Below are 25,981 nucleotides of genomic sequence, written 5' to 3'. Positions count from 1 at the left end.
TCAGGGTCCATGGACAAAGATCAGCGCTGCTTGGACCGAAGGAGCGGACGGGAGGCACGCGGGTGTATCACACCTGGATGCGTTTCTTCACGCCCGGTCCCGCCCACCACCGCCTCGGCCTCGCCTGCCTCGGCGTGGGCCTGCAGTACGGCGCCCTGCCGACGGTCGGACCGCGTGTCCTGGACCACCATGTCGCCGTCGTGATCAGTACCGGCAGCGGCTGGTACGCCGCCCCCGACGGCCGCCGTACGACCGTCACCGCGCCCGCGCTGCTGTGGCTGACCCCCGGCGTGCCGCACCACTACGCGCCCGACCCCGGCACCGGCTGGGACGAGGGCTTCGTCGACTTCACCGGGCCCGCCGCACCGGCGTACACCGAACTCGGCTACATCGAGCCCGGCCGGCCCGTCGTGCCGCTGTCCGACGCCGCCGGCCCACGTGCCGTCATCGGGCGCATCGCCCGCGCCGCCCGCCGCGACAACCCCATGCTGGAGGTGGAGACCGGCGCCGCCGTCCACGAGCTCCTCGTCGCCCTGCGCCGCGCCCGCGCCGACCTCGCCCCCGACGGCGACCAGGTCCTCAAGGCCCTCGCCAGCGACGCGTGCCTGCCGCTGACGGTCGCCGACCACGCCGCCCGGCACGGCATGACCCTCGCCGAGCTGCGCACCGCCGTGCGGCGCGGCGCCGGGTGCAGCCCCAAGGACTACCTGCTCGGCATCCGTCTGGGCCGCGCCAAGGAACTGCTCGCCGCCACCGACCTGCCCGTCGCCGCAGTCGCCCGCCGCGTCGGCTACGACGACGCCGCCTACTTCTCCCGCCTGTTCACCCGCCGCGTCGGCATGGCCCCGGTCCGCTTCCGCGCCCAGCAGGGACGCACCGTCCCCGGCGGCTGGAGCAACCAGGTCCCCGACCCCGACGATCCACCCGTGATCGAACGAACGACCAACTGAGCGGACCCGTAGGCTGGGCGCTCATGACCAGCAACACGTCCTCCCACGACGTCGACCCGGCCGTCCGTGAAGAGCTCGCCCGGCTGCGCGACAGCATCGACAACATCGACGCGGCCGTCGTCCACATGCTCGCCGAGCGCTTCAAGTGCACCCAGCAGGTCGGCCACCTCAAGGCCAAGCACCAGCTCCCGCCGGCCGACCCGGCCCGTGAGGGCCGTCAGATCGCCCGCCTGCGCACGCTCGCCGAGAACGCCAAGCTGGACCCGGCCTTCGCGGAGAAGTTCCTCAACTTCATCATCGCCGAGGTCATCAGGCACCACGAGAGCATCGCCGAGGACACCGTCAACGGCACCGCGTCCACGCCGAACCGCTCCTAGGCCCTGCCGGGACGACGGGATGCAGACAGACCCTCCCTGGGGGAGTGACACGGCGGCCCGGGAGGGGCATGCTGCGCTGTGCACCGCATGTCAGCTGACGCGTACTCCCCGTCAGCGCCCCGGACATACCCTGGATGTCCACGCGGGAGGGACGTCGGGCCATGCCGTCGGATGCCAAGATCCTCATTGTCGACGATCACGAGGACACGCTGTACGCGCTGGAGAGTGCCCTGGCCCCGCTGGGGTACCTGCTGGCCCGGGCCACCAGCGGTGACGAGGCGCTCAAGCAGGTGCTCCGCGGAAAGGTCGGTCTCCTGCTCCTGGACGTGCGCATGCCCGGCGTCAGCGGCCTGGACGTCGTGCGCTACATGCGGCGGGTGGAGCAGACCCAGCACATACCGGTCATCCTCCTCACCGGCTTCGGCGCGGACCAGGAGCTGACCTCCACCGCCTTCCGGCTCGGCGTCGCCGACCTCGTGCTGAAGCCCATCGACCCCTGGGCGCTGCGCACCAAGGTCCGCTACCTGTACGACGTCCACGAGCGCCACCGCGCACTTGAGGCGGAGGTCCGGGAGTTACGCGCTCTGGTCAAGGGCCATGCCGAGGTCGAGGAACCCGGCCCGCGCCCGGCTCCGCCCTCTCCGGACGCCCGCCTTCCGCCGCAGCGCGACACCCCGGCGGGGAATCGGACATAGCGTACGTAGTGATCCACCCCTGTGCCTTGTCAGCGGCATCAGGCAGCATGTCCTGCATGTCCGTACTGACGCGCGACGAAGCGCAGACCCGTGCCCAGCTTCTCGATGTCCACCACTACACGATCGAACTCGATCTGACCACCGGGGACACGACCTTCGACTCGCGGACCGTCATCAGGTTCACCACGCGCGCCGACGCGGACACGTTCGTCGAGATCAAGCCTGCCGAGCTGCGCTCCGTCACGCTGGACGGACATCCCCTCGACCCGGAGACCCTGGACGACAACCGGCTGTCCCTGAAGAACCTCACCGCCGGTGAGCACGAACTGCGCGTCGACGCGGCCATGCACTACTCCCGCACCGGCGAGGGCATGCACCGCTTCACCGATCCCACCGACGGCGAGAGCTACGTCTACACCCAGCTGGCGATGGACGACTGCAAGCTGGTCTTCCCCGCCTTCGACCAGCCCGACCTGAAGGCCGTCTTCGACCTCTCCGTCACCGCGCCCGAAGGCTGGACCGTCCTCGCCAACGGCGTCACCGAGCACCTCGGCGCCGGCCGCTGGCAGGCCGCGACCACCCCGCCGATCTCCACCTACCTGGTAGCCGTCGCCGCCGGCCCCTGGCACTCGGTGCGCACCGAGCACCGCGGCCTGCCCTTCGGCCTGCACTGCCGCCGCTCCCTCGCCCCCTACCTGGACGTGGACACCGACGAGCTCTTCCAGGTCACCCGGCAGTGCTTCGACCGCTTCCACGAGAAGTTCGACGAGCCCTACCCCTTCGACTCCTACGACCAGGCGTTCGTCCCCGAGTTCAACGCCGGCGCCATGGAGAACCCCGGACTGGTCACCTTTCGCGACGAGTTCGTGTACCGCTCCGCCGTCACGGACACCGAGCGGCTGGTCCGCGCCATGGTCATCGCCCACGAGATGGCCCACATGTGGTTCGGCGACCTCGTCACCCTGCGCTGGTGGGACGACATCTGGCTGAACGAGTCCTTCGCCGAGTACATGGGCTACCAGATCTGCGCCGAAGCCACCCGCTTCACCGACACCTGGGTCGACTTCGGCATCGCCCGCAAGGCCTGGGGCTACGACGCCGACCAGCGCCCCTCCACCCACCCCGTGGCCCCCGAGGCCGTCGACGACACGGCCGCCGCCATGCTCAACTTCGACGGCATCTCCTACGCCAAGGGCGCTTCCGCGCTGCGCCAGCTCGTGGCCTGGCTCGGCGAGAAGGACTTCCTCGCCGGTATCAACACCCACTTCGCCCGCCACAAGTTCGGCAACGCCACCCTCGCCGACTTCATCGACTCCCTCGCCTCCGCCACCGAGCGCGATGTCCACGCCTGGGCCGACTCCTGGCTGCGCACCACCGGCGTCGACACCCTCACCCCGGCCGTCACCCCCGGCGACAACGGCACCTACACCCTCACCGTCGACCACGCCGGCAGCCGCACGCACCGCGTCACCGTCGGCCTGTACGACCAGGACCACGGCGACAACGGCGGCAACCTCACCCTGCGCGAACGCCTCGACCTCGACGTCCCGCAGAGCGCCCCGCAGCCCATCGGCAAGCGCCCGGCCCTGCTGCTGCTCAACGACGGCGACCTCACCTACGCCAAGGTCCGCTTCGACGCCGGGTCCTTCGAGACCGTCCGGGGCAGCCTCGCCGGCCTGCCCGACCCGCTCACCCGCGCGGTCGTCTGGAACGCCCTGCGTGACGCCGTCCGGGACGGTGAACTGGCCGCCGGCGCCTACCTGGAGGCCGCCCGCGCCCACCTCCCGCGCGAGACCGACCTCGCCATCGTCCAGGGCGTCCTGGCCTTCGCCGCCGCCCAGGTCACCGACCGCTACCTCACCCCCGAGGAGCGGCCCGCCGCCCTGGCCACCCTCTCCGCACTGTGCCGCGACCTGATCCGCCGCACCGAGGACGGCGACAACCCCGGCCTGCGCCTGATCGCCGTACGCCACTTCATCGACGTCGCCGCCCACCCCGACACCATCGCCGCCTGGCTCGCCGACGGCACCGTGCCCGGCGGACCCGAACTCGACCCCGAGCTGCGCTGGCGCGTCCTGGGCCGCCTCGCCGTCCTCGGCGCCGTCGACGAGGCCGCCATCGCCGCCGAACTGGCACGCGACCCGAGCGCCACCGGCCAGGAGGGCGTCGCCCGCTGCCGGGCCGCGCTGCCGGACGAGGAGGCCAAGGCGAAGGCGTGGGACGCCATGTTCGCCGTCGACGGTGCCACCGCCCTGTCCAACTACCTCTTCACCGCCACCGCCCAGGGCTTCTGGCAGCCCGAACAGACCGACCTGCTGCGGCAGTACGTGCCGCGCTACTACAAGGACGCGGTCGCCGTCGCCGCCCGCCGTGGCCCCGCCATCGCGGACGCCGCCGGCCGCTACGCCTTCCCGGCGTACGCCGTCGACGCCGAGTCCCTGCGGCTGGGCGAGGAGTGCCTGCGCGACGGCGACCCGGTCCCGGCGCTGCGACGCCGGCTCGCCGACCACCTCGACGACCTGGCGCGGGCGTTGCGGGTGCGGGAGGGCCGGGAGGGCTAGGCCCTGCGACGTAGGGCGGCGCTGGTCCCCACGGCCGATGCGGTGGGCTGATCTTCCTTCCTAGGCTCGACGAGTCAGAGGTCGATCAGCCCTCAGCCCTGGAGGAACCCGTGATCGTAGTGACCGGCGCCACCGGCAACGTCGGCCGTGCCCTCGTCGAACGTCTCGCCGCCGCGGACCGGCCGGTGCGGGCGCTGACCCGCGATCCGCAGCGGGCCGCACTGCCAGCGGGCGCCGAGGTGGTCCGGTTCGACCCCGGCCGGGCCACCGCCCTGTTCGCGGGCGCGACCAAGCTCTTCCTGTACATCCAGGCCGTCGGTGAACAGACCCCGGCCTTCCTGGCGGCGGCGCGTGCGGCGGGGGTCCGGCATGTCGTCCTGCTGTCCTCCGGGATCATCCAGGAGGGCGCCGACGAGTCCCACCCCATCCACGTCATGCACGCCACCGCCGAACGGCAGATCCGCGACAGCGGCCTCGCGTGGACGTTCCTGCGCCCCAACGCCTTCGCCGTGAACGCCTTCCAGTGGGCTCCGCAGATCCGCGCCGGCGACCGGGTCCAAGGCGTCTTCGCCGACGGGCTCGGCGCGCCCATCCACGAGGACGACATCGCCGCCGTCGCCGAACGGGCTCTCCTCGACCACGGCCACGAGGGCGCCGTCCACCGGCTCACCGGGCCCGGGGCGATATCCAACGCCGGTCAGGTCGAGGCGATCGGACGGGCCGTCGGCCGCGAGCTTCAGTTCGTCGAGGTGCCGCCGGACCAAGCCGGCCCCGAGCTGTTCCCGTTCGTTCCGCCGCACATGGTCAAGGACCTGCTCAAGGCCTTCGAGGCCACGGTAGGTGTGCGGCCGGAGATCACCGACGCGGTGGAGAGGATCACGGGCACTCCGGCCCGCAGTTTCGCCCGGTGGGCCGAGGACCACGTGGACGACTTCCGGCACTGAGGCGCCCCCTACTCCGCCGGCCTCGACGTGCCGCCTCCGACACGCGTTCCCCGTACGGAAATACCCCCTTTCGGGTTCCGATCATTGGGCTTTTCGGGCGTCATCGCGTATCCGCGTACAAGCTGGAAGTCCCTCATGTCCAGCGCCCGGGAGGCCACGATGAGCACGCTGCCGTCGCTCGCTTCAGGCCCGGAGGGTCCCCATGCCCTGCGGCCGTTGCTCGACACCGTGCTCGGCGCGCTGGGCGAGGGCGCCCGCGCACGCCGGGGACCACTGCCCTCGGGCGGCCCGGACGCGGTGGCCGAGGGCATGCGGGCCGCGGTCGGGGACGTCCTGCCGGACGAGGGCGACCCGAACGCCCTCCACACCCTCGTCCGCGCCTTCGCCGAAGCCGCCGCCGATCCCGCGGACCCCCTGTGCACCGCCCACCTCCACTGCCCACCCCTCGCGCTCGCCACCGCCGCCGACCTGGCCGCCTCCACCCTCAACCCCTCCCTGGACTCCTGGGACCAGGCGCCGGGTGCGTCGGAACTGGAGGCGCTGGTGACGGAGGCGCTCGCGAGGGAGGTCTTCGGCGGCGAGGGAGGGGCCACCACCCTGATCACCACCGGCGGCACCGAATCCAACCAACTCGCCCTCCTGCTCGCCCGAGAGGCGCACGGTGCCGGAGTCAGGCTGGTGCACGGGGCGAACGCACATCACTCGCTGCCCCGTGCCGCCTGGCTGCTCGGGCTGCCGGACCCCGTCGTCGTGCCCGCGCCCGCCGGTGTCCTCGACCCCGCCGCGCTCGACGAGGCCCTCACACAGCTGCCCGGCCCCCATCTGGTCGCGGCCACCGCGGGCACCACCGACGCCGGTCTGATCGACCCGCTCCCCGAGATCGCCGCCCTGTGCGCCGCTCACGGCGCACGGCTGCACGTCGACGCCGCCTACGGCGGAGGCCTGCTGTTCAGCGACCGGTATCGCGAGCGGCTCGCCGGCCTCGACGCCGCCGAGACCGTCACCGTCGATCTGCACAAGCTCGGCTGGCAGCCCGTCGCCGCGGGGCTCCTCGCCGTCCGTGACCCGGGCGGACTCGCCGCGCTCCACCACCGCGCCGACTACCTCAACGCCGACGACGACACCGAGGCCGGCCTGCCGGACCTGCTCGGCCGGTCCCTGCGGACCAGCCGCCGACCCGATGTCCTCAAGATCGCTGTCACCCTCAAGGCCCTCGGCCGCAACGGCTTCGGCCGACTCGTCGAGCAAGTCTGCGCCAGCGCCCTTGAGTTCGCCCACCTCGTCCACGGTCACCCCGGGTTCGAGCTCTACGACCAGCCCACCATCAGCACGGTCCTGTTCCGGCCCGCACACGCCACCGACGACGCCGTCGCCGCCGTACGCCGAACGCTCCTCAACGACGGCCGCGCCGTCCTCGGCCGGGCCCGCATAGACGGTCGCCTGTGGCTGAAAGCGACCCTCCTCAATCCCCACACGCGCCCGGACGACCTGGCCGCCCTCCTGAAACTGGTGGAAGGAAACACCCCCGGATGACCCCGCAGACCAACCCCCCGGCCGACCGGCACCCCAACCCGCCGAGCCAGGACCCCGAGACCCCCCGCGACCTCGTCGGCATCGGTATCGGCCCCTTCAACCTCTCCCTCGCCGCGCTGGCCCACCCGCTCGCCGAACTCGACGCCGTCTTCTACGAGCAGCGCACTGCGTTCGCCTGGCACCCGGGCCTCCTCATCGAAGGGTCCCGCATCCAGGTCCCCTTCCTCGCGGACCTGGTGACGCTCGCCGACCCCGCGAGCCCGTGGTCGTTCCTCAGCTATCTAAGGACCCGCGACCGGCTCTTCCCGTTCTACTTCGCCGAGCGCTTCCACATCCAGCGCGCCGAGTACGACGCCTACTGCCGCTGGGTCTGCGAGAACCTCCCCGGACTGCGTTTCGGCCACCAGGTCGACGCGGTCCGCTTCAACGCCGACCGCGATGTCTTCGAGGTCGACTTCACCCAGCTCGCCCCCGACGGCGAGGCCGAGGCGCTGGGCCGGACGTACGCGAAGAACATCGTCCTCGGCATCGGCACCGAACCGGACGTCCCCGACCCGCTCAGGCCCCTCGTCGAGGCCCCCGCCGTCCCGGTGATCCACGCCGCCGACTACCTCGAACACCGCGAGCGGCTCCTCGCCGCCGGGCACATCACCGTCATCGGCTCCGGGCAGTCCGGCGCGGAGATCTTCCTTGACCTGCTCCGGCGCCGCCCCACCGGGCGCGAGCGGATGCACTGGCTCGGCCGTACCGAGGCCTTCGCGCCCATGGAGTACTCCAAGCTCGGCCTGGAGCACTTCACCCCCGACTACACCCGCTACTTCCAAGCCCTCGGCGAACCGGTCCGCGACAAGCTCGTCGCCTCGCAGTGGCAGCTCCACAAGGGCATCGACGCCGACACGCTCGCCGCCATCCACGACGAGCTCTACCGCCGCACCCTGCACGGCGGCTGGCCCGACGCCGTCCTCACGCCGGGCGTGCAGGTCCGCACCGCGGGCCGGATCGCCACGACCAAGGTGGAGCTCCATCTGGAGCACGTCCACCAGAACACCCGCTCACGCCTGACCACCGACGCGGTCGTCCTCGCCACCGGCTACCGCGAGCGCCCCCTCACCCGCATCCTCGCCGGCCTCGACCCCTACATGCGCCTCGACAGCCGGGAACGCCCGCGCATCGACGACCAGTACCGCCTGGTCATGGACCCGTCGGTCACCGGCTCCGGCTGCAACGTCTACGTCCAGAACGCCGAGCGCCACACCCACGGCGTCGGCACCCCCGACCTCGGCCTCGCGGCCTGGCGCAGCGCCAGCATCCTCAACTCCGTCACCGGCAAGGAGACGTACCCGCTGCCCACCCGCACGGCGTTCACCACCTTCGGCCTCGACCAGCAGGAGCCCCGGATCCCGCGGGCGCGTCGGCCGAAGGCGCTGACACCGCTCCTGGACGGGATCTGAGGCTCCCCACCGGTTCGACTCCGGCGCTAGAACACCGGCGTGCCGTTCCGCGTGAGCTTCCAGTCCACCGACGCGAAGTCCTTCGGGTCCAGCACGCCCTTCGCGGTCACCCACTCCGCGATCCGGGTGCGGATCTCCGTCGACTCCGACCACAGCTCCTGAGCCGACGCCACATGCGGGAACGCGCCGCCGCCGTTGGCCCGGTAATTGTTCACCGCGAACACGAACTTCTGGGCGTCGTCCAGCGCGGCACCGTTGTAGGCCAGGTTCTTGATCCGCGAACCCGCCGCCTGCGCGACGTCGATGTCGTACGACAGCCCTGACACGTAGTCGTAGTTGTAGTCGGGGCGGTTGCCCGCGTTCGTGAGCTTGTCGACGTCGACGGCCACGTCGGCGGCGGTCTGTACGAAGTACTCCGCCGAGTACTCCAGGTACGCCTTGATCTGAGCGCCCGTCATCAGCTTCGCGACCAGCGTGTTGTCGTACACGTACAGGCTCGACAGGTCCCGGATGGTCACGTCGCCGGCCGGGATCTCCGAGGTGCGCGAGAACGGGGAGGCCTGCGAGATGACGGGCAGCGAGGCGTGCTCCGTGCCCGCCAGGGCCGCCTTGACGACGTCCTCCTGGACCTTGGTGATCAGGTCGATGATCGGGGCGTCCTTGTAGCGGGCGTCGACCGTCGTCAGCTTCTCGGTCGCCGTGCCGACGACCTGGTTGACGTACTCCACCACGATGTCGTGGTCGTCCTTCAGCAGCTTGGTGATCTTCGGGTCGTCGGCGACCGTCTTCGAGTCGCGCACCGTCGCCTTCACCGACTCGACCTTCCAGCAGCCCTTGTCGAGGACCAGCTCGAAGTCGAACAACGACAGTCGCTGGGCATAGCACAGCGGCTCGGACAGCACGACGGTCCTGCCGGTCTTCTCGTTGGTGACCAGCAGCTCCGCGATCTCGGTGTGCGCGTGCCCGACGAGGATCGCGTCGATGCCCGGCACCTGCTGGGCGACCAGCGCCGCCGAGTTCTCGATGTACGGCAGCTGGTCACCGTACGACGACGTCCCCGACGAACCGGAGTGCGCCGACACGACCACCACGTCCGCACCCATCGAGCGCAGCTTCGGCACCCACTTCGCGGCCTGCTCCTCCAGACCCGGGAACACCATCTTGCCCTCGACGTACGCCTTGTCCCAGATCGCGATGCCGGGGTTGGTCAGACCGAGGACCGCGACCTTGACCGGCGGGGCGCCCGGCACCCGGAACTTCTTGATGAAGTACGGAGGGAAGGCGGGCTTCAGCGTCTTCGCGTCCAGCGCGTTGGCACCCAGCAGCGGGAAGTGGCACTGGTCCTCGAACTTGCGCAGCGTCTCGATGCCGTAGTTGAACTCGTGGTTGCCGAGGGCCACCGCGTCGTACCCGATGGCGTTCATCGCCGCCGCCATCGGGTGGATCGGACCACCCTTGGCGGTGATCGGGTCGACCTTGGCGTAGTAGTACGTCAGCGGGGTGCCCTGGATCGTGTCGCCCGCATCGATGAGCAGCGTGTTGCGGCGCCCCTTCTCCTCGCGGACCTGGTTCACCAGCGTCGAGACCCGGGACAGGCCCTTCGCGTTGCCCTTGGCGTCGGAGTACTCCGCATCCTTGAAGTAGTCCCAGTTGAAGATGTTGCCGTGCAGGTCGGTCGTGCCCATCACCGTCAGCGAGTACCGCTTCTTCGGCCGGGACCCCTTCGCCGGCTGCGCGGCCTGCGCCGCCGGGGCACTCACCGCACCGGCCACCGCCACCCCCGCTCCGGTCACGGCGGACTTCGTCAGGAACTTACGGCGGTTCAACGGCATGAGTGCTTCTCCCGGGCGAATGGTCAACAACGCGCGTAGATTCTGACCTGCCCATGGCGAGTTGCAACAGACCCCGCACGTTTCGATCTGGTGACCGAAGCTGTGAACTGCCTGGCCCCCAGGCGGCCAAGCGATGACAGAGTGGGGCGTATGACCGCCCCCTCAGGAGAACTTCAGCCCGCAGCCCCCTACGGCACCCCCGACGCCCCCCGCATCGCCGTCCGCGGTGAGGCCCACCTCGAGGTCGACCCCGAGATCGCCCGCATCGGCGTCACCGTGGCCTCCCGCGGCAAGGACCGCCGCGCCGCCCTGGACGACCTCACCCGCCGCAACGCAGGCGTCCTCGACCTCATCAAGACCTACGGCGACGCCGTCGAGCGCCTGGAGACCGGTGCCTTCTCCATCAGCCCCGAACTCAAGGACAAGGGCCGCGGCGAACGCATCCACGCCTACCACGGCCGCGTCCACATCACGGCCGAACTCACGGACTTCACGGCGCTCGGCGAACTCACCACCCGCCTCGCCGACTTGGAGCTCACCCGCGTGGACGGCCCCTGGTGGGCCCTGCGCCCCGACTCGCCGGCCCACCGGGAAGCGCGGCAGCAGGCGGTACGGGAGGCCGTGCAGCGCGCGCGGGAGTACGCGGAGGCGCTGGGGACCTCCCTGGCCGCGCTGGTGGAACTCGCCGACATCGGAGCGGAGAACGCCCCGCCGGCCTACCCGCAGACCCGCGGTGGCCGTATGCGCTCCATGGCCTACGCCGCCGAAGAGGAATCCGCCGCCGCCCCCCTCGACCTCGAACCCCAGCGTCAGCACGTCCACGCCGAGGTCAATGCGCGATTCACCATGGCGCCGCCGCACCTGTGAATAGCCCTTTAGGGGTGCTTCGAACGCTCATCGGAGCACCCCGGTGCACAATTCAACACTTGTCAATAGCCCTTCACGCAAAGGTTGTTGAGTAGTCATGCGGCACCAATTCACTACCCGCCGGTAAGTCATAGAGTCGAAACATGCGCCGAGCGAAAATCGTCTGCACCCTGGGCCCCGCCACCGACTCGTACGACCAGATAAAGGCACTGGTCGATGCCGGAATGGACGTCGCCCGATTCAACCTCAGCCACGGCAGCCACGCCGATCACGAGGAGCGCTACCAGCGCGTGCGGAAGGCCTCCGACGAGACCGGCCGCAGCGTCGGCGTCCTCGCCGACCTTCAAGGCCCGAAGATCCGCCTCGGCCGCTTCACCGAAGGCCCCGTACTCCTTGAACGCGGGGACACCTTCACCATCACCGTCGAGGAGGGCGCCGAGGGCGACCGCCAGCAGTGCGGCACCACCTACTCCGGCCTTGCCGCCGACGTCACCCCCGGCGAACGCATCCTCGTCGACGACGGCAAGGTGTGCCTGGAGGTCACCGCCGTCGACGGCCCGCGCGTGAACACCACCGTCGTCGAAGGCGGCATGGTCTCCGACCACAAGGGCCTGAACCTCCCGGGTGTCGCCGTGTCCGTCCCCGCCCTGTCCGAGAAGGACGAGGCCGACCTGCGCTGGGCCCTGCGCACCGGCTTCGACGTCATCGCGCTCTCCTTCGTCCGCTCCGGACGGGACATCGAGGACGTCCACCGCATCATGGACGAGGAGGGCCGCCGCCTCCCGGTGATCGCCAAGGTGGAGAAGCCGCAGGCGGTCGAGGCGATCGACGACATCGTGGCCGCCTTCGACGGCATCATGGTCGCCCGCGGTGACCTGGGCGTGGAGATGCCGCTGGAGCAGGTCCCGATCGTCCAGAAGCGCGCCGTCAAGCTGGCCAAGCGCAACGCCAAGCCGGTCATCGTCGCCACCCAGATGCTCGACTCGATGATCGACAACTCGCGCCCGACCCGCGCCGAGGCCAGCGACGTGGCCAACGCCGTCATCGACGGCACGGACGCGGTGATGCTGTCCGGCGAGACGAGCGTCGGCAAGTACCCGATCGAGACGGTCCGGACCATGGCGAAGATCGTCGAGGCGGCCGAGGAGGACATCCTCGTCAAGGGCCTGCCGCCCCTGACCGAACGCAACAAGCCCCGCACCCAGGGCGGCGCGGTGGCCCGTGCCGCCGCCGAGATCGGCGACTTCCTGGGCGCGAAGTTCCTGGTGGCCTTCACCCAGTCCGGCGACACGGCCCGCCGCCTGTCCCGCTACCGCTCGCCGATCCCGCTGCTGGCCTTCACGCCCGAGCCGGCCACGCGTTCCCAGCTGAATCTGACGTGGGGTGTGGAGACCTTCCTAGGTCCGCACGTGGACTCGACGGACGCGATGGTCGACCAGGTCGACGAACTGCTCCTGAAATACGGCCGCTGCAAGAAGGGCGACACCGTCGTCATCACGGCCGGATCGCCGCCAGGAGTTTCCGGTTCGACAAACATGGTGCGCGTCCACCACATTGGCGAGGACGACGCCCCGAAGTAGTGAAAGACGCGGTAAAAAACCGAGGGCCCCTCATCGAGAGGGGCCCTTTGCATTGGCCTCGGAATTCCAAGAGGGCGACCTTGGAATCGCAGGAAAAGTGCCCCGGGTCGGACTCGAACCGACACTGTACGGGTTTTGAATCCGTTGCCTGCTGCCAATTGGGCTACCGGGGCTCGAAGAATCAAAGGTTGTCCCCGACCCTCCGCGCGTCCACCATACCGTAGCTAGGTAGGCTCTTGGGAGCAGCACCCCTGCCCCTGAACGAGGAGCCTTCGTGACCGCCCCCGAGTCGCCCCAGCCCGTAGACGCGCCCGACGACGACAAGTCGCACGTGCCTCCGCTGACGACCCGTGTCGTCATCGCCGAGGACGAGGCGCTGATCCGGCTCGATCTCAAAGAGATGCTCGAAGAAGAGGGGTACACCGTCGTCGGTGAGGCCGGAGACGGTGAGCAGGCCGTCGAACTGGCCCGTGAGCACAGGCCCGACCTCGTCATCCTCGATGTGAAGATGCCCAAGCTGGACGGCATTTCGGCGGCCGAGAAGATCGCCGAGGAGAGCATCGCTCCGGTGCTGATGCTGACCGCGTTCTCGCAGCGCGACCTCGTCGAGCGGGCCCGGGACGCCGGTGCCATGGCGTACCTGGTCAAGCCGTTCAGCAAGAGCGACGTCGTACCGGCGATCGAGATGGCCGTATCGCGGTTCACCGAGCTGAAGGAGCTGGAGAAGGAGGTCGCCGACCTCACCCTGCGCCTGGAGACACGCAAGCTGGTGGACCGGGCGAAGTCCATCCTCCAGACCGAGTACGGGCTGACCGAGCCCGCCGCGTTCCGGTGGATCCAGAAGACCTCCATGGACCGCCGGATGTCGATGCAGCAGGTCGCCGAGGCCGTCATCCAGGACGCCGACGAGAAGAAGGCCGCCAAGGGCTGACGCACCGAAGTGGCAAAGGGTGAGGCCCGTGCCCCTGACCGGGGGGCACGGGCCTCACCTCATGTGAGCCTGGCGATCAGTCCTCGCCCAGGTACGCCTTGCGCACCGACTCGTCGTGCAGCAGGTCCTGCCCGCTGCCGGAGAGGACGATCTTGCCGACCTCCATGACGTGGCCGTGGTCGGCCAGGGAGAGCGCGGCCTGGGCGTTCTGCTCGATGAGCAGGATGGTGGTGCCCTGGGACTTGAGCTCCTGGATGGTCGACATGATCTTCTGCATCATGATGGGGGAGAGGCCCATGGAGGGCTCGTCCAGCATGAGCAGCTTCGGCCGGGACATCAGCGCCCGTCCCATGGCGAGCATCTGCTGCTCACCGCCGGAGAGGGTGCCCGCGGCCTGCTTGCGGCGCTCTCCGAGGATGGGGAACAGGTCGTAGGCGCGCTTGATGTCCTTCTCGATGGCCTCCTTGTCGGTGCGCAGGAACGCGCCGAGGCGGAGGTTGTCCTCGATCGTCATGCGGGGGAAGATGTGCCGCCCCTCGGGGGAGTGGGCGAGCCCCAGCGAGACGACCTTGTGCGCGGGGACCTTCTTCAGCGACTTGCCGTCGAACTTGATCTCGCCGGACAGCGGCTGGAGCAGACCCGACAGGGTGCGCAGGGTCGTGGTCTTGCCGGCGCCGTTGGTGCCGATGAGGGTGACGACCTCGCCCGCTTCCACCTTGAACGAGATGCCCTTGACGGCCTCGATCTTGCCGTAGGCGACCCTGAGGTCCTCGACCTCGAGCAGTGCGGTCACTTGTCGTCCCCTTCCGTGCTGCTCTGCGCCTCGACGCCGGCCTCCGCGGCCTCGACCTCGGCGACCTCCTCCTTGCCCGGCTCGCCCTCGAAGGGCGTGCCGAGGTAGGCGGCGATGACGCGCTCGTCGGCCTGGACGACCTCGGCCGGACCCTCGACGATCTTCTCGCCCTGGACCAGCACGGCGACCCGGTCACACAGGTTCATGATGAACCGGATGTCGTGCTCGATGACGAGGACGGCGATGCCCTGGTCCCGGATGGCGAAGATCAGCTCCTCGGCCGCCCGGGTCTCCTGCGGGTTCATACCGGCGGTGGGCTCGTCGAGGAGGAGCAGACCGGGCTCGCTCGCCAGCGCCCGGGCGATCTCCAGCTTGCGCTGCTCGCCGTAGGGCAGGTTGCGGGCGAGGTGGTCGGCCTTGGCGGCGAGACCGGTGAACTCCAGGAGCTCCATGGCCCGGGCCCGGGACGCCTCCTCGGCCTTCTTGAAGCCGGGCAGGCGCAACAGGGCCGACCAGAGGCCTTCCTTGGTGCGGGTGTGCCGTCCGACCAGCACGTTCTCCAGAACGGTCATGTTGGCGAAGAGCCGGATGTTCTGGAACGTACGGGCGATGCCGGCCTGGGTGACCAGGTGCGGCTTGGGCGGCAGGACGGTGCCCTTGTAGGCGACCTTGCCCTCGGTCGGGATGTACAGGCCGGTGAGGCAGTTGAAGAAGGTCGTCTTACCGGCGCCGTTGGGGCCGATGAGGCCGACGATCTCGCCACTGTTGACGGTGAGGTTCACGTCGCGCACGGCGGTCAGACCGCCGAAGCGCATCGTGACGCCGGTGGCGTCGAGCACCGTCGTGCTGGTGGGTGCGGTCGTGGTGGTGGTCATGGCGGTCACGCCCCTGCCTTCGCGACGCCGGTCGCGCCTTCGGGCAATGGCTTGTCCTCCGGTACGTCGAGCTGTCCGGTCTCGTGGAATTCGAGCTGCTTCCTGCGGTCGGCGACCAGGCCCTCGGGGCGGTAGCGCATCAGCAGCATCAGCGCGATGCCGAAGAGCAGCAGCTGGTACTCCGCCATGAACTGCAGCTTGGCCGGGATCAGGTAGAGCAGCGCGGCGCCGATCAGCGGGCCGCTGATGGTGCCCATGCCGCCGAGGATGACGGCGGCGAGCAGGAAGGCCGAGTTCGGCGGCACGGAGCCGGCGAACTGGTACTGCTCGGGCGTGACGCTGTACGACACGTGCGCCTGAACGGTGCCGGCGAGGCCGGCGAGGGAGGCGCCCAGTGCGAACGCGAGGAGCTTCAGGCGGAAGCCGTTGATGCCCATCGCGGTGGCGGCGGTCTCGTCCTCGCGGATGGCGACCCACGCGCGGCCGATGCGGGACTCCGCCGAGCGGCGGAAGACCAGGACGACGATCGCCGTGCACACCAGCATCAGCAGGTAGTAGTTGCCGGACCGGGTGAGCTCGGTGCCCAGGATGTTGTGCGGCAGCCCGAGGTTGAACCCGAAGATCTCCAGGTCCGGGATGTTGGGGATGCCGTTGGAGCCGTTGGTGACGTCCGGTCCGCTGTTGCCGTTCAGGTTGTTCATGGTGATGCGGAAGATCTCACCGAAGCCGAGCGTCACGATGGCGAGGTAGTCGCCGCGCAGTCGCAGGGTGGGGGCACCGATCACCACGCCGAAGATCAGCGAGGCGGCGGCGCCGGTGAGAACGGCGGCCCAGAACGGGAACTCGACGCCGATGCTCGACTGCGGGGAGCCGGAGACCAGGGCGGCGGCGTAGGCGCCGACGCCGAGGAAGGCGACGTATCCGAGGTCGAGCAGGCCGGCGAGGCCGACGACGACGTTCAGGCCCAGCGCGACCGTGGCGAAGATCAGGATGTTCGCGCCGATGAGGGCGAACTGGTCGTTGGTCTGGGTGAACGGGAAGCAGATCGCCGCGACGAAGGCCGCCGCCATGGCGACATTGCGGTGCTTGGCGGTGAGCGCCGAGAGCCGCTTGAGCAGGCCCGCGCGGGTCACCGCGGTGAAGCCGAACGCCGTGACGATCAGGAAGCCGATGAACAGCTCGGAGTACTCGGTGCCGATGCCGTACGCGAAGACGTACAGGCCGACCCCGAAGCCCGCGGCGATGATCAGGATCTCCACCCAGGAGGGGAGGTCCTTGGCGCGGCCGGGGTCGGGTGCGGTGAGCGAGTGGCGGATGCGGCCCCACAGGTTCGGGGTCGGGTCCGCGGCGCTGTAGGGCTGGTCGACCGGGAGGCCGAGGGCGCCGATCACGGCGACGAGTGCGCCGATGCCGGAGACCCAGGCGCCGGGCTCCAGGTTGACGAGGCCGCCCAGCTCCTGGGTGATCGCGCCGATCGAGTAGCCCGTGGTGCCGAACACGCCGAGGGCGGCCAGCAGGACGGGGCTGTTCTTGCCGCCGGGGGTGAGCCAGCCCAGGCCCTTGATGCCGTAGCCGGAGAGGGCGAACAGCAGGGTGAGCAGGGAGCCGACGAGGGTGAGGACCTGAAGGCCGCCCGGGTAGCCGGTGACGGTCAGGTTGCCCGGGAACTCGTCGGTCCAGGTCCAGGCGAGGAAGGTGCCTATGAGGGCGATGGCGGTGCCCGCGACGGTCAGTCCGCGTGCCGCGGCCTGCGGCAGCGGGATGATCGGGGTCGCCGGAGCGGTGGACACCTTGGCGGTGTCGGTGGTCTTGTCCATGGGGATCTCGGTGGTCATGGGTATCACGCCCGATCCGCGACGCGTTCGCCGAGCAGACCCTGTGGCCTGAACAGCAGGACGAGGATGAGGAGGCTGAATGCCCACACGTCCTTCCAGGCGCCGCCGCCGAAGAGTTCCATGCCCGGGATGTCGCCGATGTAGCCGGTGGCGAGGGACTCCGCCACGCCGAGGACGAGGCCGCCGAGCATGGCGCCGTAGATGTTGCCGATGCCGCCGAGCACGGCTGCGGTGAAGGCCTTGAGGCCCATCAGGAAGCCCATGCGGAAGCCGACCTGACCGTTCTTCAGGCCATAGGCGACGGCGGCGATGGCGGCGAACGCGGCACCGATGGCGAACGCCATGACGATGATGCGGTCGGTGTTGATGCCCATCAGCTTGGCGGTGTCCGGGTCCTGGGCGGTGGCCTGCATGCCGCGGCCGGAGCGCGTCTTGGTGACGAACAGGCCGAGGGCGAGCATGCACAGCGGGGCGGCTATGAGGACGAAGAGGTCACCGCGCTGGATGTTGGCGCCGAGGATTTCGATCGGACCGCCGTGGAACTGCGGGAAGGGGTGGTCCTTCTTCGCGTCCGGGTACCACATCCACACGGCCTGCTGCAGGACGATGGACAGGCCGATGGCGGTGATGAGGGGTGCCAGCCGTGGCGCGGTGCGCAGTGGCCGGTAGGCGAAGCGTTCCGCCGCCGTGCCGACGGCGACCGAGACGAGGACACCACCGATGATCATGAGGGGGACTGCTGCCCCGAGGCCGAAGCCCTCGGGGAGTACCAACCAGACGGTGAGGGCCCCGAAGCCCCCGACCATGAAGATCTCGCCGTGGGCGAAGTTGATGAGCTGGACGATGCCGTAGACCATCGTGTAGCCGATCGCGATGAGTCCGTACATCGCGCCGAGGATGAGTCCATTGGCCAGCTGTTGCGGCAGTTCGTTCACCGCAGGGCCTCCGTGGAGTGGTTCGGATATGGCGCCGCGCGGGAGCGCTGATGGGCGATCCCGCGCGGCCTGGATCAATGTGTGTTTGTGGAGTGCTCTTTACTCGTCCTCTGCTCAGCCCAGCTTGGGCTCGCCGCTGAACTCGGGCGCCCACGCGTTGTTCTTGACCTTGTACGCGGTCATCGTGTGGTTCGTGGTGTCACCGAACTCGTCGAAGGAGATGGTGCCGGTGACGCCGTCGAACTTGACCTTCGCCATGGCGTCCAGGACAGCCTTGCGGCCTTCGGACGGGACCTTGCCGTCGTTGCCCTCGACCGCCAGCTTGACGGCCTCGATGATCGACCAGGTGGCGTCGTAGGTGAGGCCGCCGTACGCCTCGTAGGCGTCCTCGTAGCCCGCTGCCTCGTAGTCCTTGATGAACGCCTTGGCGGAGTCGAGCTGCTCGACCGGCTTGCCCACGGAGGTGGCGAGGTCGCCCTCGGCCTTCTTGTTCAGCTTCGGGAACTCACCGGAGTAGATTCCGTCGCCGCCCATGAGCGGGATGTTCTGGCCGCTGTCCTTGAGCTGCTGGCTCAGCGGGCCGGCGGCCGGGTACTCGCCGCCGTAGTACAGGGCTTCGGCGCCGGTCTTCTTGATCTTGGCGACCACGGCGTTGAAGTCACGGTCGTCCGGGTTGATGTGGTCGGTGCCGACGATCTGGCCACCGAACTTGGTGAAGTTCGCCTTGAAGGAGGCGGCGAGGCCGGCGCCGTAGGTCTTCTGGTCGTCGATCAGGTAGACCTTCTTGAGCTTCGCCTGGTTGTACAGGTAGTCGGCGGCGAAGGCGCCCTGGATCTCGTCCGTGGTGGCCGTACGGAAGAACGTCTTGAACTGGCGGACCGAGTCGCCGGTCTTCCAGCCGTCGCCCTGGGTCAGCTCCGTACCCGTGTTGGCGGGGGAGACCTGGGTCAGGCCGGCGTCGTTGAACGGCTTCTGCATCTGCTGCGAGACGCTGGAGTTCAGCGGGCCGACGACGCCGAGGACGTCCTTGTTGCTGATGAACTTCTGGGCGTTCTGCTGGCCGACGGACGGCTGCGCCTGGTCGTCGAGAGCCTCGATCTTGAACTCGACGCCCTTGACGTACTCCTTCTTGTTGGCCGTCTTGGCGGCCAGGTCGGCGGAGTTCTTGATGCCGAGGCCGAGCGCCGACAGGTCGCCGGTCAGCGGGGCGTCGACACCGATCACCACAGTGGTCTTGTCGCCGTTGCTGCTGCCGCCGTCGTCGTCACGCGACCCACAAGCCGTGAGAGTCAGCGATCCCGCCGCAAGCGCGGCGGTTATGGCGATGATCGAACGTTGACGCACGAATCAGGTCCTTTCCCTGGCACGGCGGCCCCCCATGGAACTCGCCGAGTCGAGCGCTGGGTCGAAGTGAGTTCGAATCCGATGGCGCCGTGACTGGCCGTGACTCTAAGCGCGGGTGGGGAACATGGAGGAGGCTCTGACCAAGGCTGTGACGCTCTTGTTATGACACGGGGTAACACAGAGCGGTACTCCGTGGGGGGAAGAGTGGATTTCCGGCCGATTCGCCCTGTCCACATAGTGAGAACTTGCAGCGTTCGCGCGTAGCGCCTTCACGAGTGTTCACAGGTTTTGGTGATTACCCGGATCGTTGCCGAAGGCTACCCGAGGGCCTCTGCGGACGTGCGGGAAGGGTGCGCACTGCGGGAGAAGTGGGGGCCTGTATTGCAGTCGTATTACGCAGAGTTACAGCCGGGAAAGTCGGTCGGAGTTCTTCGGCTGTTTTCGTGTATGGGGCACGAAAATGGAATTGGGCATTGCCGGGCTCACCGCTTTCGGCCATCAACCCGGCGGCCGAGAGCGGGAGTCCGGGCGCCGCCCCGCTCCCGGGGGCCCCTCCCGACGTCATGCCTCGACGTTAGGCCGCCGGACGTCCGGTTTCAACGGCGGGGTGGCGCAAGGGCGTTGCCTGCGGCGCGGAAGTGCGCCGGGGAGTGCCGGCTGCCGGGTGGGCGGCAAAAGGCGTTGCCCTCAAGGGAGTTGCCGCGAGAGGGCCCTTGGGTCGGCTCAGCCCATCGCCCGGAGATGTTCGCCGTCGCTCGGGTTCACGTCCCGCAGCAGGCATGTCAGCCGGGCGCTGCACACACGCCGCCCGGCCTCGTCGCTGATCACGATCTCGTACGTCGCCGTCGAGCGGCCCCGGTGCAGGGGCGTGGCCACGCCGGTGACGAGGCCGGCGCGGGCGCCGCGGTGATGGGTGCAGTTGAGGTCGACGCCGACCGCGATCTTGGAGCTGCCGGCGTGCAGCATCGAGCCCACCGATCCGAGCGTCTCGGCGAGCACCGCGGACGCGCCGCCGTGCAGCAGCCCGTACGGCTGGGTGTTCCCCTCCACCGGCATGGTCCCCACGACCCGCTCGGCGGACGCTTCCACGATCTGGACGCCCATGCGCGTCCCGAGGTGCCCGGCGGAGAACAGGCCCGGCAGGTCGACGCCGAGCGCGGCGTACTCGTCGATGACCTCTTGCGGGAACTTCACATGCTGCTGCTCGCCCATGGGGCCCGGCTCCGTTCGTCGTGGTGTGCGTCGACTGAGCAAACGCTCAGTCGGTCGCCGATTGTTCCAGACGCACGATCACGGACTTGCTGGCCGGGGTGTTGCTGGTGTCCGCGGTGGCATCCAGCGGGACGAGGACGTTGGTCTCCGGGTAGTACGCGGCCGCGCAGCCCCGGGCCGTCGGATAGTGGACGACACGGAAACCGGGCGCCCGCCGCTCGACGCCGTCCTTCCACTCGCTCACCAGGTCGACGTACGACCCGTCGGCGATGCTCAGCCGCTGCGCGTCCTCGGGGTTGATCATCACGACCCGGCGGCCGTTCGTGATGCCCCGGTAACGGTCGTCGAGGCCGTAGATCGTGGTGTTGTACTGGTCGTGCGACCGCAGGGTCTGCAGCAGCAGCCGTCCCTCGGGCACCGTCGGGTACTCGATCGGAGCCGCCGTGAAGTTGGCCTTGCCCGTCGCCGTCGGGAAGCGGCGCTCGTCGCGCGGGGCGTGGGGGAGCGTGAAGCCGCCGGGGTGGGCCACGCGCGCGTTGAAGTCCTCGAAGCCGGGGATCACGCGGGCGATACGGTCCCGGATCGTCGCGTAATCCTTCTCGAACTCCTCCCAGGGGGTGGCGCTGCCCTCGCCCAGCACGCGGCGTGCCAGGCGGCACACGATCGCCGGCTCCGACAGCAGATGCGCGCTCGCGGGCTCCAGGCGGCCCCGGGAGGCGTGCACCATGCCCATGGAGTCCTCGACCGTCACGAACTGCTCGCCGCTGCCCTGGAGATCGCGCTCGGTCCGGCCGAGGGTGGGCAGGATCAGCGCACGCGCGCCCGTGACGGCGTGCGAGCGGTTGAGCTTCGTCGACACGTGCACGGTCAGCCGGGCGCGCCGCATGGCGGCCTCGGTGACGTCGGTGTCCGGGGTCGCGGACACGAAGTTGCCGCCCATGGCGAAGAAGACCTTGGCCTCGCCGTCGCGCAGGGCGCGGATGGCCCGTACGACGTCGAAGCCGTGCTCGCGCGGGGGCGCGAAGCCGAACTCCTTCTCCAAGGCGTCCAGGAAGGCCGGGGCGGGTCGCTCGAAGATGCCCATCGTGCGGTCGCCCTGCACGTTCGAGTGACCGCGCACCGGGCACACGCCCGCGCCCGGGCGGCCGATGTTGCCGCGCAGCAGAAGGAAGTTGACGACCTCGCGGATGGTGGGCACGGAGTGCTTGTGCTGGGTGAGGCCCATGGCCCAGCAGACGATGGTGCGCTGCGAGGCGAGGACCATGGCCATGGCCTCTTCGATGTCCGCGCGCGTGAGACCGGTCGCCGTCAGGGTCTCGTCCCAGTCGGCGGAACGGGCGGCCTCGGCGAACTCCTCGTAGCCGTGGGTGTGTTCGCGGACGAACTCCTCGTCGACAGCGCCTTGCGTCTCGAGGATCAGCTTGTTGAGGAGGCGGAACAGGGCCTGGTCGCCGCCGATGCGGATCTGCAGGAACAGATCGGTGAGGGCGGCGCCCTTGAGCATGCCCTGCGGCGTCTGCGGGTTCTTGAACCGCTCCAGGCCGGCCTCGGGCAGCGGGTTGACGCTGATGATCTTCGCGCCGTTGGCCTTGGCCTTCTCCAGGGCGGAGAGCATGCGCGGGTGGTTCGTCCCCGGGTTCTGCCCGGCGACGATGATCAGGTCGGCCTTGTAGAGGTCCTCCAGCAGGACGCTGCCCTTGCCGATGCCGATGGTCTCGTTCAGCGCCGACCCGGAGGACTCGTGGCACATGTTCGAGCAGTCGGGCAGGTTGTTGGTGCCGAGCTCGCGCGCGAAGAGCTGATAGAGGAAGGCTGCCTCGTTGCTGGTGCGGCCCGAGGTGTAGAAGACGGCCTCGTCGGGGGAGCCGAGGGCGGTGATCTCCTCGCCGATGATGTCGAAGGCGCGCTCCCAGGTCACCGGCTCGTAGTGCGTGCCCCCCTCGGGGAGGTACACCGGGTGCGTGAGCCGCCCCTGCTGCCCCAGCCAGTACCCGCTCCTGGTCGCGAGATCGGCGACGGAGTGCGCGGCGAAGAACTCCGGGGTGACCCGGCGCAGGGTGGCCTCCTCGGCCACGGCCTTCGCGCCGTTCTCACAGAACTCCGCCTTGTGCCGGTGGTCCGGCTCCGGCCACGCGCAGCCCGGGCAGTCGAAGCCGTTCTTCTGGTTGACGCTCAGCAGCGTCAGCATGGTGCGCTTCACGCCCATCTGCTGCTGCGCGATCCGCAAGGTGTGCCCGATGGCCGGCAGCCCCGCCGCCGCATGCTTCGGCTCGGCGACCTGGGGCGCGTCCTGAACCGGATCACCCTTGGGCGGCTTGGTGGCCATCGCGCGCTCTCCTTTGTGTACACGTGTGAGGTACATCTCCGATCCTCGCACGCGGGACCGACAACGGGGGTGGGGGCCCGGCACCCGTATCCCCCTGCCCGACCCCTCCGCGGACCCCTCCCCGGAGCCGGACCCCCCGATGGGGACCGAGTGTCAGTGGGGCGTGGCAGGATCGGGGTCGTGGCAGAGACAGCATCGAAGCAGACCGAGACCAACCCCGGCGGCAGCCGGCCCCGCCTGATGCTCATGGACGGGCACTCGCTGGCCTACCGTGCGTTCTTCGCGCTGCCCGCGGAGAACTTCACGACCGCGACGGGCCAGCCGACGAACGCGATCTACGGCTTCGCGTCGATGCTGGCCAACACGCTGCGCGACGAGGCGCCCACGCACTTCGCGGTGGCCTTCGACGTGTCCCGCAAGACCTGGCGCTCCGCGGAGTTCACGGAGTACAAGGCGAACCGCTCCAAGACCCCGGACGAGTTCAAGGGCCAGGTCGAGCTGATCGGCGAGCTGCTCGACGCGATGCACGTATCGCGGTTCGCCGTCGACGGCTTCGAGGCCGACGACGTGATCGCCACGCTCGCCACCCAGGCCGAGGCCGAAGGCTTCGAGGTGCTGATCGTCACCGGCGACCGGGACTCCTTCCAGCTGGTCAGCGAGCACACGACGGTGCTGTATCCGACCAAGGGCGTCTCCGAGCTGACCCGCTTCACCCCGGAGAAGGTCTTCGAGAAGTACGCACTGACGCCCGCCCAGTACCCCGACTTCGCGGCCCTGCGCGGCGACCCGTCCGACAACCTGCCGGGCATCCCGGGCGTCGGCGAGAAGACGGCGGCGAAGTGGATCAACCAGTTCGGTTCGTTCGCCGAGCTGGTCGAGCGCGTCGAGGAGGTCAAGGGCAAGGCCGGGCAGAACCTGCGCGACCACCTGGAGTCGGTCAAGCTCAACCGCCGCCTGACCGAGCTGGAGCGCAACGTCGAGCTGCCCAAGACCGTCGCCGATGTCGCGCGCGTGCCGTACGACCGCAAGGCCGTCGCGATGATCCTGGACACCCTGGAGATCCGTAACCCCTCCCTGCGCGAGCGACTCTTCGGCGTCGACCCCGGAGCCGAGGAGGCCGAGGCCACCCCGATCTCGACCGAGGGCGTGGAGCTGGACGGCGCCGTGCTCGGTACGGGCGAGCTGGCCCCCTGGCTGGCGGAGCACGGCGGCGAGGCCCTCGGCGTGGCCACCGTCGACGCCTGGGCGCTCGGCACCGGCTCGGTCGCCGAGGTCGCCCTCGCCGCGGCCGACGGCGCGGCCGGCTGGTTCGACCCGTCACAGCTGGACGAGGCCGACGAGAAGGCCTTCACCGCCTGGCTGGCCGACGCCGACAGGCCGAAGATCTTCCACAACGCCAAGAGCGCGATGCGGGTCTTCGCCGAGCACGGCTGGAGCATCGCCGGCGTGCGCATGGACACCGCACTCGCCGCCTACCTCGTCAAGCCGGGCCGCCGCTCCTTCGACCTGGACGCGTTGTCCCTGGAGTACCTCCACCGCGAGCTGGCCCCCGCCGCCGCGGCCGACGGCCAGCTGGCCTTCGGCACGGACGACGGCGCCGAGGCCGAGGCGCTGATGATCCAGGCCCGTGCGGTCCTGGACCTGGGCGAGGTCTTCGAGGACCGTCTGCAGGAGGTCGGCGCCGCGGATCTGCTCCGCGACATGGAGCTGCCGACCTCCGCCCTGCTGGCCCGCATGGAGCGGCACGGCATCGCGGCCGACCGGGCGCACCTGGAGGCCATGGAGCAGATGTTCGCGGGCGCCGTGCAGCAGGCCGTGAAGGAGGCGCACGCCGCGGCCGGGCACGAGTTCAACCTGGGCTCGCCCAAGCAGCTCCAGGAGGTCCTCTTCGGCGAACTCGCCCTGCCCAAGACGAAGAAGACGAAGACGGGCTACACGACGGACGCCGACGCCCTGGCCTGGCTGGCCACCCAGACCGACAACGAACTGCCGGTCATCATGCTCCGCCACCGCGAGCAGGCGAAGCTCCGCGTCACCGTCGAGGGCCTGATCAAGACGATCGCGGCGGACGGCCGTATCCACACGACCTTCAACCAGACGGTCGCGGCCACCGGCCGCCTCTCCTCGACCGACCCGAACCTGCAGAACATCCCGGTCCGCACGGACGAGGGCAGGGCGATCCGCAGGGGCTTCGTGGTCGGCGAGGGCTTCGAGTCCCTGATGACCGCGGACTACAGCCAGATCGAGCTGCGCGTGATGGCCCACCTCTCCGAGGACGAGGGCCTGATCGAGGCGTTCACGTCGGGCGAGGACCTGCACACCACGGCCGCCTCCCAGGTCTTCGCCGTGGAGCCCGCCGCGGTGGACGCGGAGATGCGCCGCAAGATCAAAGCGATGTCGTACGGCCTGGCCTACGGGCTGTCGGCCTTCGGCCTCTCCCAGCAGCTGAACATCGACGCCGGCGAGGCCCGCGCGCTGATGGACGCCTACTTCGAGCGGTTCGGCGGCGTACGCGACTATCTGCGCCGCGCCGTCGACGAGGCCCGGGCGACGGGCTACACGGCGACGCTCTTCGGTCGCCGCCGCTACCTCCCCGACCTCAACAGCGACAACCGCCAGCGCCGCGAGGCGGCCGAGCGCATGGCCCTCAACGCGCCCATCCAGGGCACGGCGGCGGACATCGTCAAGATCGCCATGCTCAACGTCGACCGGGCCCTGCGCGAGGAGAACCTCACCTCCCGCATGCTCCTCCAGGTCCACGACGAAATCGTCCTGGAAATCGCCCCCGGCGAGCGCCAAACCGCCGAGGAACTGGTCCGCCGGGAAATGTCCAACGCCGTCCACCTCAACGTCCCCCTGGGCGTCTCGGTGGGCGCGGGGCCCGACTGGGAGTCGGCAGCCCACTGACACCACGTCTCAGCGCCGGGCCGGCTACCCAAC

The 25,981-nt window shown here is 69.6% G+C and carries 19 protein-coding genes and 1 tRNA gene; 11 read left to right on the top strand and 9 right to left on the bottom strand.

Annotation, left to right across the window (positions count from 1 at the left end; translation table 11 throughout):
- Positions 1–62: 62 nt before the first annotated feature.
- The 7 genes from AB5J55_RS10500 (at position 63) to AB5J55_RS10470 (ending at position 8,511) form a co-directional block, all read left to right on the top strand.
- Positions 63–950: a helix-turn-helix domain-containing protein gene (locus AB5J55_RS10500; protein ID WP_369270394.1), complete on the top strand. Its 888-nt coding sequence runs from the start codon at positions 63–65 to the stop codon at positions 948–950.
- Between the two features lie 23 nt (positions 951–973).
- Positions 974–1,327 carry a chorismate mutase gene (locus AB5J55_RS10495; RefSeq protein ID WP_369270393.1) on the top strand — a complete coding sequence of 118 codons (354 nt, stop codon included), beginning with the start codon at positions 974–976 and terminating at the stop codon, positions 1,325–1,327.
- Positions 1,328–1,488: 161 nt separating this feature from the next.
- Complete coding sequence (locus AB5J55_RS10490) at positions 1,489–2,022, top strand: two-component system response regulator (protein ID WP_369270392.1); 534 nt, start codon at positions 1,489–1,491, stop codon at positions 2,020–2,022.
- A gap of 56 nt (positions 2,023–2,078) precedes the next feature.
- Positions 2,079–4,583 carry an aminopeptidase N gene (gene pepN / locus AB5J55_RS10485; protein WP_369270391.1) on the top strand — a complete coding sequence of 835 codons (2,505 nt, stop codon included), beginning with the start codon at positions 2,079–2,081 and terminating at the stop codon, positions 4,581–4,583.
- A 110-nt stretch (positions 4,584–4,693) separates the two neighbouring features.
- Positions 4,694–5,527 carry an NAD(P)H-binding protein gene (locus AB5J55_RS10480; RefSeq protein ID WP_369270390.1) on the top strand — a complete coding sequence of 278 codons (834 nt, stop codon included), beginning with the start codon at positions 4,694–4,696 and terminating at the stop codon, positions 5,525–5,527.
- A gap of 159 nt (positions 5,528–5,686) precedes the next feature.
- Complete coding sequence (locus tag AB5J55_RS10475) at positions 5,687–7,060, top strand: aspartate aminotransferase family protein (protein ID WP_369270389.1); 1,374 nt, start codon at positions 5,687–5,689, stop codon at positions 7,058–7,060.
- Complete coding sequence (locus AB5J55_RS10470; RefSeq protein WP_369270388.1) at positions 7,057–8,511, top strand: lysine N(6)-hydroxylase/L-ornithine N(5)-oxygenase family protein; 1,455 nt, start codon at positions 7,057–7,059, stop codon at positions 8,509–8,511. The genes AB5J55_RS10475 and AB5J55_RS10470 overlap by 4 nt, the downstream gene beginning before the upstream one ends.
- 26 nt (positions 8,512–8,537) lie before the next feature.
- On the opposite strand, the gene AB5J55_RS10465 is transcribed toward AB5J55_RS10470, so the two are convergent.
- Positions 8,538–10,343: a bifunctional UDP-sugar hydrolase/5'-nucleotidase gene (locus tag AB5J55_RS10465; RefSeq protein WP_369270387.1), complete on the bottom strand. Its 1,806-nt coding sequence runs from the start codon at positions 10,341–10,343 to the stop codon at positions 8,538–8,540.
- 150 nt (positions 10,344–10,493) lie between these two features.
- Between AB5J55_RS10465 and AB5J55_RS10460 the strand changes: the two genes are divergently transcribed.
- The gene (locus tag AB5J55_RS10460; protein ID WP_369270386.1) at positions 10,494–11,210 is read left to right on the top strand and encodes an SIMPL domain-containing protein; all 717 of its coding nucleotides are present in this window, start codon (positions 10,494–10,496) and stop codon (positions 11,208–11,210) included.
- Between the two features lie 143 nt (positions 11,211–11,353).
- Entirely contained in the window at positions 11,354–12,790 is a 1,437-nt protein-coding gene (gene pyk / locus AB5J55_RS10455; protein WP_369270385.1) for a pyruvate kinase, read from the top strand.
- 98 nt (positions 12,791–12,888) lie between these two features.
- Here the strand turns inward: pyk and AB5J55_RS10450 are convergent.
- Positions 12,889–12,963, bottom strand: a tRNA-Leu gene (locus tag AB5J55_RS10450).
- 101 nt (positions 12,964–13,064) lie between these two features.
- Here AB5J55_RS10450 and AB5J55_RS10445 point away from each other — a divergent pair.
- On the top strand, positions 13,065–13,721 hold the full coding sequence (locus AB5J55_RS10445) for an ANTAR domain-containing response regulator (RefSeq protein ID WP_030949406.1): 657 nt from the start codon (positions 13,065–13,067) through the stop codon (positions 13,719–13,721).
- Positions 13,722–13,797: 76 nt separating this feature from the next.
- Here the strand turns inward: AB5J55_RS10445 and AB5J55_RS10440 are convergent, their stop codons facing one another.
- The 7 genes from AB5J55_RS10440 to AB5J55_RS10410 all read right to left on the bottom strand — a co-directional run bounded on the left by AB5J55_RS10440 (position 13,798) and on the right by AB5J55_RS10410 (position 23,041).
- Positions 13,798–14,514: an ABC transporter ATP-binding protein gene (locus AB5J55_RS10440; protein WP_369270384.1), complete on the bottom strand. Its 717-nt coding sequence runs from the start codon at positions 14,512–14,514 to the stop codon at positions 13,798–13,800.
- A complete protein-coding gene (locus AB5J55_RS10435) occupies positions 14,511–15,389 on the bottom strand; it encodes an ABC transporter ATP-binding protein (protein WP_369270383.1) in 879 nt (292 codons plus the stop codon). The genes AB5J55_RS10440 and AB5J55_RS10435 overlap by 4 nt, the downstream gene beginning before the upstream one ends.
- A 5-nt stretch (positions 15,390–15,394) precedes the next feature.
- Complete coding sequence (locus AB5J55_RS10430; protein WP_369276150.1) at positions 15,395–17,206, bottom strand: branched-chain amino acid ABC transporter permease; 1,812 nt, start codon at positions 17,204–17,206, stop codon at positions 15,395–15,397.
- 23 nt (positions 17,207–17,229) lie between these two features.
- The gene (locus AB5J55_RS10425) at positions 17,230–18,159 is read right to left on the bottom strand and encodes a branched-chain amino acid ABC transporter permease (RefSeq protein ID WP_369270382.1); all 930 of its coding nucleotides are present in this window, start codon (positions 18,157–18,159) and stop codon (positions 17,230–17,232) included.
- Between the two features lie 114 nt (positions 18,160–18,273).
- Positions 18,274–19,488, bottom strand: a complete 1,215-nt coding sequence (locus AB5J55_RS10420; protein WP_369276149.1) for a branched-chain amino acid ABC transporter substrate-binding protein — start codon at positions 19,486–19,488, stop codon at positions 18,274–18,276.
- 738 nt (positions 19,489–20,226) lie between these two features.
- Complete coding sequence (locus AB5J55_RS10415) at positions 20,227–20,715, bottom strand: PaaI family thioesterase (RefSeq protein WP_369270381.1); 489 nt, start codon at positions 20,713–20,715, stop codon at positions 20,227–20,229.
- Positions 20,716–20,761: 46 nt separating this feature from the next.
- The gene (locus tag AB5J55_RS10410) at positions 20,762–23,041 is read right to left on the bottom strand and encodes an FdhF/YdeP family oxidoreductase (RefSeq protein WP_369270380.1); all 2,280 of its coding nucleotides are present in this window, start codon (positions 23,039–23,041) and stop codon (positions 20,762–20,764) included.
- Positions 23,042–23,221: 180 nt separating this feature from the next.
- On the opposite strand from AB5J55_RS10410, the gene polA reads away from it, so the two are divergent.
- Positions 23,222–25,948, top strand: coding sequence for a DNA polymerase I (gene polA, locus AB5J55_RS10405; protein WP_369270379.1), 2,727 nt, complete (start codon positions 23,222–23,224; stop codon positions 25,946–25,948).
- The last annotated feature ends 33 nt before the right edge of the window (positions 25,949–25,981 follow it).

The organism is Streptomyces sp. R11, assembly GCF_041051905.1.
GTDB lineage: Bacteria > Actinomycetota > Actinomycetes > Streptomycetales > Streptomycetaceae > Streptomyces.
The sequence above is the reverse complement of the archived record's forward strand: the minus strand, read 5'-3'. Positions and strand labels throughout refer to the sequence as shown.

Coding starts and splice junctions, on each gene's coding strand:
- pepN (WP_369270391.1), top strand. CDS start 2,079: ATGTCCGTACTGACGCGCGACGAAGCGCAGACCCGTGCCCAGCTTCTC.
- AB5J55_RS10495 (WP_369270393.1), top strand. CDS start 974: ATGACCAGCAACACGTCCTCCCACGACGTCGACCCGGCCGTCCGTGAA.
- AB5J55_RS10470 (WP_369270388.1), top strand. CDS start 7,057: ATGACCCCGCAGACCAACCCCCCGGCCGACCGGCACCCCAACCCGCCG.
- AB5J55_RS10460 (WP_369270386.1), top strand. CDS start 10,494: ATGACCGCCCCCTCAGGAGAACTTCAGCCCGCAGCCCCCTACGGCACC.
- AB5J55_RS10435 (WP_369270383.1), bottom strand. CDS start 15,389: ATGACCACCACCACGACCGCACCCACCAGCACGACGGTGCTCGACGCC.
- AB5J55_RS10465 (WP_369270387.1), bottom strand. CDS start 10,343: ATGCCGTTGAACCGCCGTAAGTTCCTGACGAAGTCCGCCGTGACCGGA.
- AB5J55_RS10475 (WP_369270389.1), top strand. CDS start 5,687: ATGAGCACGCTGCCGTCGCTCGCTTCAGGCCCGGAGGGTCCCCATGCC.
- AB5J55_RS10415 (WP_369270381.1), bottom strand. CDS start 20,715: ATGGGCGAGCAGCAGCATGTGAAGTTCCCGCAAGAGGTCATCGACGAG.
- AB5J55_RS10430 (WP_369276150.1), bottom strand. CDS start 17,206: ATGGACAAGACCACCGACACCGCCAAGGTGTCCACCGCTCCGGCGACC.
- pyk (WP_369270385.1), top strand. CDS start 11,354: ATGCGCCGAGCGAAAATCGTCTGCACCCTGGGCCCCGCCACCGACTCG.
- AB5J55_RS10490 (WP_369270392.1), top strand. CDS start 1,489: ATGCCGTCGGATGCCAAGATCCTCATTGTCGACGATCACGAGGACACG.
- AB5J55_RS10410 (WP_369270380.1), bottom strand. CDS start 23,041: ATGGCCACCAAGCCGCCCAAGGGTGATCCGGTTCAGGACGCGCCCCAG.